The following is a 9,661-nucleotide window of genomic DNA, read 5'->3' as shown; positions in this document are numbered from 1 at the left end:
GGGGCGGCATGCCGCTCGCGTTGATTTCCGGACAGTTGGAGATTATTACGAAGTGGCAGACCAAACAACGGGAGAAGCTAGCGTAACAATCGCCGGCGCATTGATCGTCAACAAATTCAATGCCGGTTCCTACATGCTCAAACGCATAATCGGAGCAGCCTCTGATGGTTCCTACGGCTCTGAAAACACACTCGAGTATCTCGGCCTGGAACTTCCCGAATGGGGCGATCACCAAACTAACTATGTACTCGACCCTTGGAGCCGGATCAAGACACTGGCAAACGTCAACCGCCTGGTATTCAACCCCGACCGACCCTCCGGCTCCGGACAAGCATTATCTTCTTTGTATGAAAACTATTTCACAGGCTACGGCACTTCTACCGCCAACTGGAAATTCGCGCCCGGATTGGGAGAACGCGTTGGAGACTGGTACCGGATCGGTTACACAAAAGAGAATACCGTCTCGAAAACCGAACAATCCCCTTACATCAATACCGGAGTCGTTTTCAAGGCAGTATACGTTCCTAAAAAATATATAGCTTACAACCCGGCTACCGGAAACAACACCGAACAGGCCGGAGCCGACGGCAACGCGTTTACCTTCTTCTCTTTCGGTGACGTAATCTACGGGTCTATCGAAGCTGCAATGACCGCATTTTCCGGCAACGGTACAAATGTAGTAACTTACAACTTTGCTGGCAAAACCTGGGGAGATGTCAAAGCACTGGCGGAAGGGATGAAAAAGAACGACCCGACAGGCTACAACCGTTACCTGAACCGTCAAATGAAGGACAAAGATACCGCCAGCAAACTCACCGAAGCCGAAGCCGCTTTGCTCGACTGGAACAATTATATGTATGCCACATTCGGCTATTCCACGAATACCGACGGAACGCCCGCCATCAATCTAAACGGTAAAGACACCCGCCGATTGCTGGCACGCTATGCGCTGCATACCTACGCCAACGGGATCTGCTACTATACACACTGGATACGCCACTCCAACAACAACCATCCTTCGAAAGGTATTATGGAGTATGCCATCGTGCGGAATAACGTTTATAAACTGCATATCCGCAATATCCACGGCCTGGGTAAAGACATCCCCTACGAACCGCCATTTGATCCGGATCCCGAAGACCCGGATGAGCCTACCCCGCCCGATCCACCCGGACCAGATGATCCGGACGATCCGGACGACCCCGATAATCCCGGTTTGAATATTGAAATCGAGGTAATCGTAAAACCGTGGGAAGGACTCCCCGATGAAACTCTTTACTTCTAAATTAAAATTAGAAAACAATGAAACACCATAAAAAAATAATATATCTTATCTTTCCGGTACTGGCAGCACTCTGCCTGACCGGTCTGTTTTCATGCGATTATATCCATGCCGACTTACCTCTTTGCCGGCACACATTGCGTTTCGTATACCGTCATAACATCAAACATGCCGATGCTTTTGCCTACGAAATGAAAAATCAGGAAATGGCAAAAAACGTTCGTTTGTATATTTACGACAACGAAGGTAAATTCCTTTCTTCCAGATTAATCGAAGGCGAAGAACTGGACAGAAACGAAATAGACCTGAGCGATTTGAATCCGGGCGACTACCGCCTTTTGGCGTGGGCCGGATTAAATGCACAAGATTATACCTGGACCGAACCGTCTCCGGGTTCTCCCATCGACGATTTCCGCATGGCGGTACAAACGGTCGAAAACCGTGTAGACCGCGAATTGTCGGGCCTTTTACAGGGCGAACTCAACTACACGATCCCCGTGGGCGGTGCTACCGACACCGAATTTCCGTTGGTGAAGAATACCAACAAAATACGCTTCATCCTGATCGATGCCAACCGGGGCACAGAGCTGACAAAGGAAGCATTCAACTTCGTTGTCACCACGACAAACAGCGATCTCGATTCGCACAACAACCCGCTTTCGCCCACCCGCATCACCTGGTTGCCCTACCTGCAACAGGTAGAGACGGTCAAAGCCGCCGGCAATGAAACCGTTGCCTACGAAGCCGTTTGTACCGAACTGAACACACTCCGCCTGATAGACAACGGAACCGGCACACTACGCATCCGTTATGCGAGCGAAGAAACGCCCTTCATCAACGTCAACCTGACGGAACTCTTAAAGCTGACGCAAATTGCATCGCATAAACTGGAAGGTCAGGAATATCTGGATCGCCAAGACGAGTATGTGATCACCGCCTATGTAGATATCGCCGGCGGACGTGCACACTGCCTCGAAGTGGTGGTAGACGACTGGATTATCCGCCTCGAAGATTTGACATTAGGTAATGAGGAGATGGGATTATGAAAGAGCGACTGAATTATCATAACACCCTATGGGCCGTCTTTTTCTCCGTTTTCCTCGCATTCGGTTGCGTAAGCGGAGAAAAAGGATCGCCCGATCTTCCGGAAACGGTAGAAGTGGACTTACAGGTAGGCATTTCCAACGCTTCGCAATCGCTACAAACGAAAGCAAGCAAAAATGATAAGGATGCCTTAGATGGCGAACAGATCAATTCACTGGTAGTGTTTATCGTCAATGCATCCAATACGGTTGAGAAAAAGTTTAAGCCTGATTTGAGTACCGATCCGGATGCACAAACAGGCGAGCTGGAAAGCTGGACTTCCGGAACATTCACATTAACCAAAGGGACGAAGCAGATTTACGCATTCGCCAATTGGGAATCGTTGAATGATGCAGCTTTAAATACAGCAATCGGAACAGAGGAAGGACAACAAATGCCGGACTTACTTAGTAAAACGGTTTCCTGGACAAGTAACTCGTTCGATCCGGATAATAACAAATTCCTACCGATGAGTTTTTCTGAGACGTGGACAGTATCTTCCGGGAAGAAAACAATCCGGTTAATTCGCCTGGTCAGTCGGTTAAAAGTTACCGTCAAAAATGAAACGGAACATGAAATAACTATCAATAATCTGGAAATAAAACCTTTTAATACAAGTTCCCATCTATTTGACAAGGGAGAAGACAATATATTGCCAACGGCAGGAGACGGATGGAGCATTGAAAGCATTTTACAGAACGAAACGCTTTCCGCTGATGATACTCAAAAAGCAAGTTCAGATTGGATTTATATTAACGAATCGAAAGAAGATAAAGGCTTCGAAGTTGTGTTGGCAACTACCAGTATCGGCAACTTTTCACATGCAGATAATCAACATAGTGGAAGCAAACGTACATCTTTCGTCAAACGGATTCCGCGTAATCATATTTGGAACCTGAATTTGGTATTTGCAAGTTATGAACTTACTTTAGGCATAAAAGGGGAAAATCCACCGATAGGCGGGTATCCGGATGTGACGACAAATATTGATGGCGATAAATCTTTGGTTTGTGGGATAATAGGTGGAGGTCCGTTTACAATCACAATAAAAGGATTGAAATCATTGGAAGAAAATAAAGAGCTAAATGTTAATGATTTGACCTGGTCAATCGATAACAGTATAGTAAACAATGATGACGGCTTACTTGTCGGTGATTTATCAATAAAAGGAACAGAAATAACCGGTCGCATGATTGGTGCAGCAACCGATACACAAACCGCAACGTTCATTTTGGAGGTAAGAAACCCTGACGCAAAACGAACATTATCCTTTACGGTGACATTGAAGTTTGTGGACATATTTGAATAACCGCAACCAACTTTCTACTGTCGGCTATAGACCCGGCAAACTCACTTATCGAGTAGCCCTCCGTTTACTTATAAAGTAAGCATCCGTCTACTTAGTAAGTAACAACGAGTCTACTTATCGAGTAAGTTCCCGCTTACTTACTAAGTAGATTTCACCTTAATAATCAACAGATATAACAACAAAATTAAAATACGATGAAACGAAATAAAATAATATATGACAGATGGCTTCGAATGCTACTCTTGTCGTTCGCTCTGCTGACGACAGAGGGGATGGTAGCGTGGGGGCAGGATGGCACAGAAGCCTCCAGGCCGAAGATTAAGCTGGAGTTTTCAAAAAATCATAACAATGTACACACGGAGGAGAAGACAATTTTTGTCGACCCTGCGAAGCCACGTGTATTGTCGATCCCGGAGTTGAATATAAATACAAGAAAATATGACGAAACGAAATCCAGATATGATAACACCTACAACTGGTTTGTCCATTGGTATGTAAAAGATAAGGATGGAGGAACGGGAAAAGGAACGATTAAACATCAAGAAAGAGTTGTTAGTGTAACTATGGCTAGCAACAGAGGTGGGCAATTGAGTTTATGTAATGAAAAAAGCTCCAATAGTGTACCTAATAATGATATTTACAGAACACGTGATTTTTTTGTCAAAGTTGAAAATACCGGAGGTTTAATTTGGTCAAACAGATTGAAAGATGAATCTATTGTGAAAAGTCAAGGTACTGGATACTATAATAGAGGGTTAGGAATTGATGCCTCTACTATTGCCTATACATTGCCAGAAAACTATACGGGTAATGACACTGTATATTGTGATGTGAGTATTTATCAGGATGGAATATTATCTGACAATAGTATATATAAAGAACCTACTTTGTTGAAACGATATAAGTATATAATCAAAAAGGCGGAAGAGTGTCCTTCTTATAGTTCGAAGGAACCTACAACTTATAATATAGATTTTCCTAAAAATGCACCATCAATAAACTTCTCAATGCCTTATGCTCCAGATAATTATTTTTGGAAAAAAGATGATGCTATACATCAAGGTACAGTATTTCAATATAGTATAAACGATGGTGAATTTAAAGACTTTCGTCTTGTAACGAAAGAAGTACCATTGGATTTACAACAGACTCAAAAACTACAATTAGAAGATGAAAAAATAGACAGAAACAAAGACTTCACGGTTAAAATCAAGGCTGTATGCAAAATAGAAGGTCATAATGGTGAAAGCCCAATTTTAATCAAATTCATTTTTCATCCGATTGAAAATGCCGAGTTCAAGCTGGAAAAAGATTTGAATAAAGATGAAAATGATGAGAGATGGCCCAGAGGCAATACTAAAAAATATAGACAGATTGGAATTGTTGATTTTGATCAAAAAGAAGAAAACAAACAATTACCATCATCTATATCTAAAGGAGATAATATGTCTAGTAATCCTTTAGGCTCTTTCAAACAGTCCCTAACAAGTTATGGTTTCATATATAAAGATGGTGAGTCTTTACTTGATAATAATAATGAATGTTTTACTTCATATCCAGGTATGTATGGTTTATTTAGAAGTGCAGTTGCTCCCCAAACTGAAAATACTGTCAATACCGGAGACAAGCAGGAATGTTACAATTTGATAACAGGTGTTAGAAAATACAAATGGATAACTCCTCGTATAGAGAGTGCATATAAATATCAAAAACAAATTTATCAAAATAAAACATTGTACGACCGTACTCATGAAATAACAAAAGGTACAGATGATGAAAAATTCGGTTATTTCTATTATATAGATGCAACTGACGAACCGGGTACCTTGGTTTCTATACCAATAGAAGGTACTATTTGTAGCAATACAGAACTGACCGTAACAGGATGGTTGGCTGATATGACTCGTCCCGGATGTGATATATATGCTGAAGGTAATCCTCTTCCATTGGCTCCAAATCTGAATATAATATTGAAAGGCATGAAGAGAGAAGAGGAGGTTATAATTCATCGATTTACAACAGGAGATGCATTAACGGATTATCAAGAAAATAATCTTAATCATCCTGAAGCCTATAAGGTGAATGAAAAAACCAGAAATAAATTTAATATGAACCTCATGCAATGGCAACAATTCCATTACAAATTTATCGTTTCTGAGGAGATGATAAAAGATTGTACAGAATTCTACCTGGAAGTCCAAAACAACGAGCCTCACACCGACGGAGCCGACTACGCCATTGATGATATTCGTATTTTCAAAACAATACCGGATATCCAAGTCGTTCAATCGGGTAACCCATGTGATGAAAAGATAAAAACGGTGAAGTTTAAATCGAATTACAATATGTTGCTTAGAAATTTCGGATTGACAGCAAATCAACCGGTTGCTTCTAATTTTCAAGTATCTTATGAGGATTATATGAAGTTGCCGGAAGAACATTTATTGAAGAAATTTTTCGAAGGAAAAAACGAATCCGAAATAAAAAACGCTCTTAGTTATTTCACCCGCATCTATTATGCTATTTATAATGCAAAAGAGAATGAGAATGGAGAAATGGCTCCAACTGGTAGCCCTATTAAAATAGCATACAATAGTCAAGAGCCATCAGATTATCGTGTTTCTTATCTTTCAACTCGCATAGAGGATATGGCATGGACTGATGAATCCTCAAGTAATAGTTCATATAGCACTACTGACGACTATATCACCTCTACCAATGTATCCATCAATGGAGAACTTACAGCCAATAAGACTTATGTTGCCCGAGTGTCTGAAACACCAATCTCAGGAGAGTGTGTAACTTGTTCATTCTATAATTCTTTTGTTTTGGAAGGTGTTGGCGATCGTGTAATGGCTATGCAAGATGGCAAGAATGTTGATATAAAAGATATTGAACCAGGCAAATCAGTTACTGTAACTGGGATATTGAAATATAATCCGGATGAAAATTCAGATGAACTGGTTACTTGTAAAGACCCTGTGTTTGATTGGTTTTTGGGAACATGGGATGAGTTTATTAAGCCTGAAGCGATTACTGTAAACGGTACAAGCTACTCTATCATGGAAGCTTTAATGGCAGCGTTTAATGACAGGGGTAGTAGTGATACAGAAAAGATTAATATAAAAAACGCGTTAGAAAAAAAGTACGGAGTATATAGCGAATCAACTCCTACAGGAAGATTGATTTTCGGCGTAGAATCTTTTAACTTCACTATCCCTACCGATAAAACTTTACAATGGGGAGTTATGCTTCCTCGTACGGATCAAGCGGAATTAAAGGATCAGAAAGCCGTAATATGTTCAGACCCCCACGAATTCCTTCTAGGCGGAACACCTCCGACCATCGGTCCGGGTGATCCCGACGTGCCGGATCCTGAAGATCCCAATCCGGACGATCCCGAAGACCCTGATCCAAAAGATCCTGAAGATCCCGACACTCCCCAGCCGGATGAGAATCCATTTGACGGTTCACACGTCCGTTCCGTACGTGTCGGTTTAGTACAAATACAGGATATGCATAGCAATAACGGTACATTGCGTATTCCGATTCATGCCCGTACATCATTAGAGAATGAAAAATTTGTTATGACAAATGATAAAAATATATTGGTCTACAAAACTTCAGACACAAATTGGGATAAAACAATAGTAATTGGAACTTTATACAACCTTGTGGATGATAAAGAAAAAGATGTAGAATGGAGAAAGAACTACTTCCAAATCCAATTCAACAAGAAAGCCGTAGAAAATTTTAAAGAAGGTTTTTGGTATATGGTAGGAATACCTTACAAGGTAGTCGGTAGGACGGATAATTCTACAAAACCTTATGGCGACCGTGTTTTCATGCTCACCCTCAAAATCGTCCCCGAATACGTGACGTGGGTAGGAAAAGAAACCGATATGCACAACTGGAACAACGACGGTTCAAATCATTGGAGACGGTCTAATGATGCAGAACTTTATATGCCGGACGCAAGCGGAAAAAGTGCCGAGACAAATGGTACACACGATGAAGCCTACACCCCGATGCGTTTCACGAAAGTGACGATTGCCGATAATGGTGGTACAGCTTATGCCGCCTATCCGCATTTATACAAATTGAGCAAACGGACAACAGATCCGAAAGCCTTGTTGGATATGGCTCCGGCAAACATGGATGCAACTATCGGTGCCCCCACCAAGAACATCGAGTACGATTTGCTTGCCGACCCGGATTATGAACGAGAGTTGTTCGGAAGTGTAGCTAATCCGGATAAAGCCAGTTCAATTCACAACTACTCCTGCGTACGCTTCTACGGCAACACTTGCAACGAAATCTACATCAAGCCCGAATCGGAAATCCTGCATACGGAATACCTGACCTACAACAAGGCTCATGTAGATTATGAAATGTCTCCGAACCGCTGGTACATGCTCGCATCGCCCTTGAAAGGCGTGGTGTCGGGGGATATGTATTTACCGATAGGAACTTCGACAGTCGGTAAGTATGCACGTCAGGAAACACCGGCGTTTGGGGAGATCAACTATGATAACACAAACTATACCCGTTGGAAGCCGGCTGTCTATATGCGCGGATGGGATAAGACAACGGCTACGGTGGTTCGTCCCGATGGTTCTGGTTCTACAAGAGTCAATTATGGAATTAAAGGCAGTTGGTCGAACTTGTATAACGATGTAGATGTTCCCTTCACACCGGGTACGGGATTTTCGATTGGGACAAAGACGGCTGGTAGTACTACTAATAAAGTGTTGTTCCGTCTGCCCAAAGCGGATATGAAATATAAATATTATGGTAATACGAGTAGTAGTGAAGGAAATGAAACATCGTTGACTAATCGTACAGATAATGGTCGTTTTTATATCAGTCCGGACAAACAAGGGAAAGGTGCTGTTACTTCTTGTAATGTTTCGGCAACCGGCGGTATGTTCGGCAACCCGTTCATGTCGCATCTGGATATGGCGAAGTTCTTAAACGGTAAGTCAACAAATACTTACTATATCATGACTGCTACAGGTACGACTACCCATATCCTGGGTGATGAATATTCCATCTCGACAGGTGACGCAGATCCTAAGTTTGTTGCTCCTCTCCAGTCATTCATCGTGAAGGATCTGGCTTCTGCCACTTTCACCACCGACATGATTGCGAAAGCCCCGGCAACCGGAAAACCAGGTTTGCGATCTGCTACCTCCTCCCCTGCCGATGAACCCCTGCCGCAATTGCGCATCACCGCTACCCGCGACGGCGTTCGCAACACCGCAGTCGTAGCCGGCCTTGTCACCGCATCAGACAGCTATGTGGAGGGCGAAGATGCCACCTTGCTGATCAACGAGGATGTAGCCGCACCGCAAGTTTACACCCTTGCCGGCAACCAGATGACGGCTATCAACGTGACGCCGGAGCTGAACAAAATCCCGGTGGGTATCCATAGCAAAGATGCCACCCCCGTAGAGTTAAGCTTCAAAGTATCAGGAGCCATGCAAAATGTAACCCTTGTCGACAAACAGGCAGGCAAGAGCTATCCGGTAACAGACAATCTGACATTAACCGTTCCGGGCAATACTTCCGGACGTTATTTCCTGAACGGATCAATCGTTACATCAAACGAGATTGTTGCCCAAAACCGGATCATATTCTATAGTAGTACAAACGGTCGAATCGACATCTCGTCTACCGATCCTCTGACAAAGATAACGGTTTACGATATCTCCGGTAAACAGATACGTGTCTTGAACTACATCAATGCTCCGGTAGCTGCTATCGAATATTTACGACCCGGCATTTATCTGGTACAAGCAGAGAGTATCACCCAAACCGTTACAGAAAAAGTAGATGTAAAGTAACGAAAGATTGTTCACTTTATAATAAAAAGCAAGACTATCTGATTTCTACTCTCAGATAGTCTTGCTTTTTTATCGAGATGGAGAAGGTTCAATAAATTGTATTATCTTTGCGCCTTCACCAAATCAGATTCCTAATTTCAC

The 9,661-nt window shown here is 42.6% G+C and carries 4 protein-coding genes; all 4 read left to right on the top strand.

Annotation, left to right across the window (positions count from 1 at the left end):
• Positions 1 to 1,285: fimbria major subunit (locus HMPREF1536_RS28325; RefSeq protein WP_233426438.1), on the top strand; the 1,285-nt coding region annotated here is incomplete at its 5' end.
• Positions 1,286 to 1,302: 17 nt separating this feature from the next.
• Positions 1,303 to 2,328, top strand: a complete 1,026-nt coding sequence (locus HMPREF1536_RS25910) for a FimB/Mfa2 family fimbrial subunit (RefSeq protein WP_028727464.1) — start codon at positions 1,303 to 1,305, stop codon at positions 2,326 to 2,328.
• On the top strand, positions 2,325 to 3,674 hold the full coding sequence (locus HMPREF1536_RS25905) for a fimbrial protein (RefSeq protein WP_028727463.1): 1,350 nt from the start codon (positions 2,325 to 2,327) through the stop codon (positions 3,672 to 3,674). The genes HMPREF1536_RS25910 and HMPREF1536_RS25905 overlap by 4 nt, the downstream gene beginning before the upstream one ends.
• 194 nt (positions 3,675 to 3,868) lie before the next feature.
• Positions 3,869 to 9,520 (top strand): T9SS type A sorting domain-containing protein, encoded by a 5,652-nt coding sequence (locus tag HMPREF1536_RS25900; RefSeq protein ID WP_028727462.1) that lies wholly within the window; start codon positions 3,869 to 3,871, stop codon positions 9,518 to 9,520.
• Positions 9,521 to 9,661 lie beyond the last annotated feature (141 nt).

It is taken from the genome of Parabacteroides gordonii MS-1 = DSM 23371 (assembly GCF_000969825.1).
GTDB lineage: Bacteria > Bacteroidota > Bacteroidia > Bacteroidales > Tannerellaceae > Parabacteroides > Parabacteroides gordonii.
The sequence above is the reverse complement of the archived record's forward strand: the minus strand, read 5'-3'. Positions and strand labels throughout refer to the sequence as shown.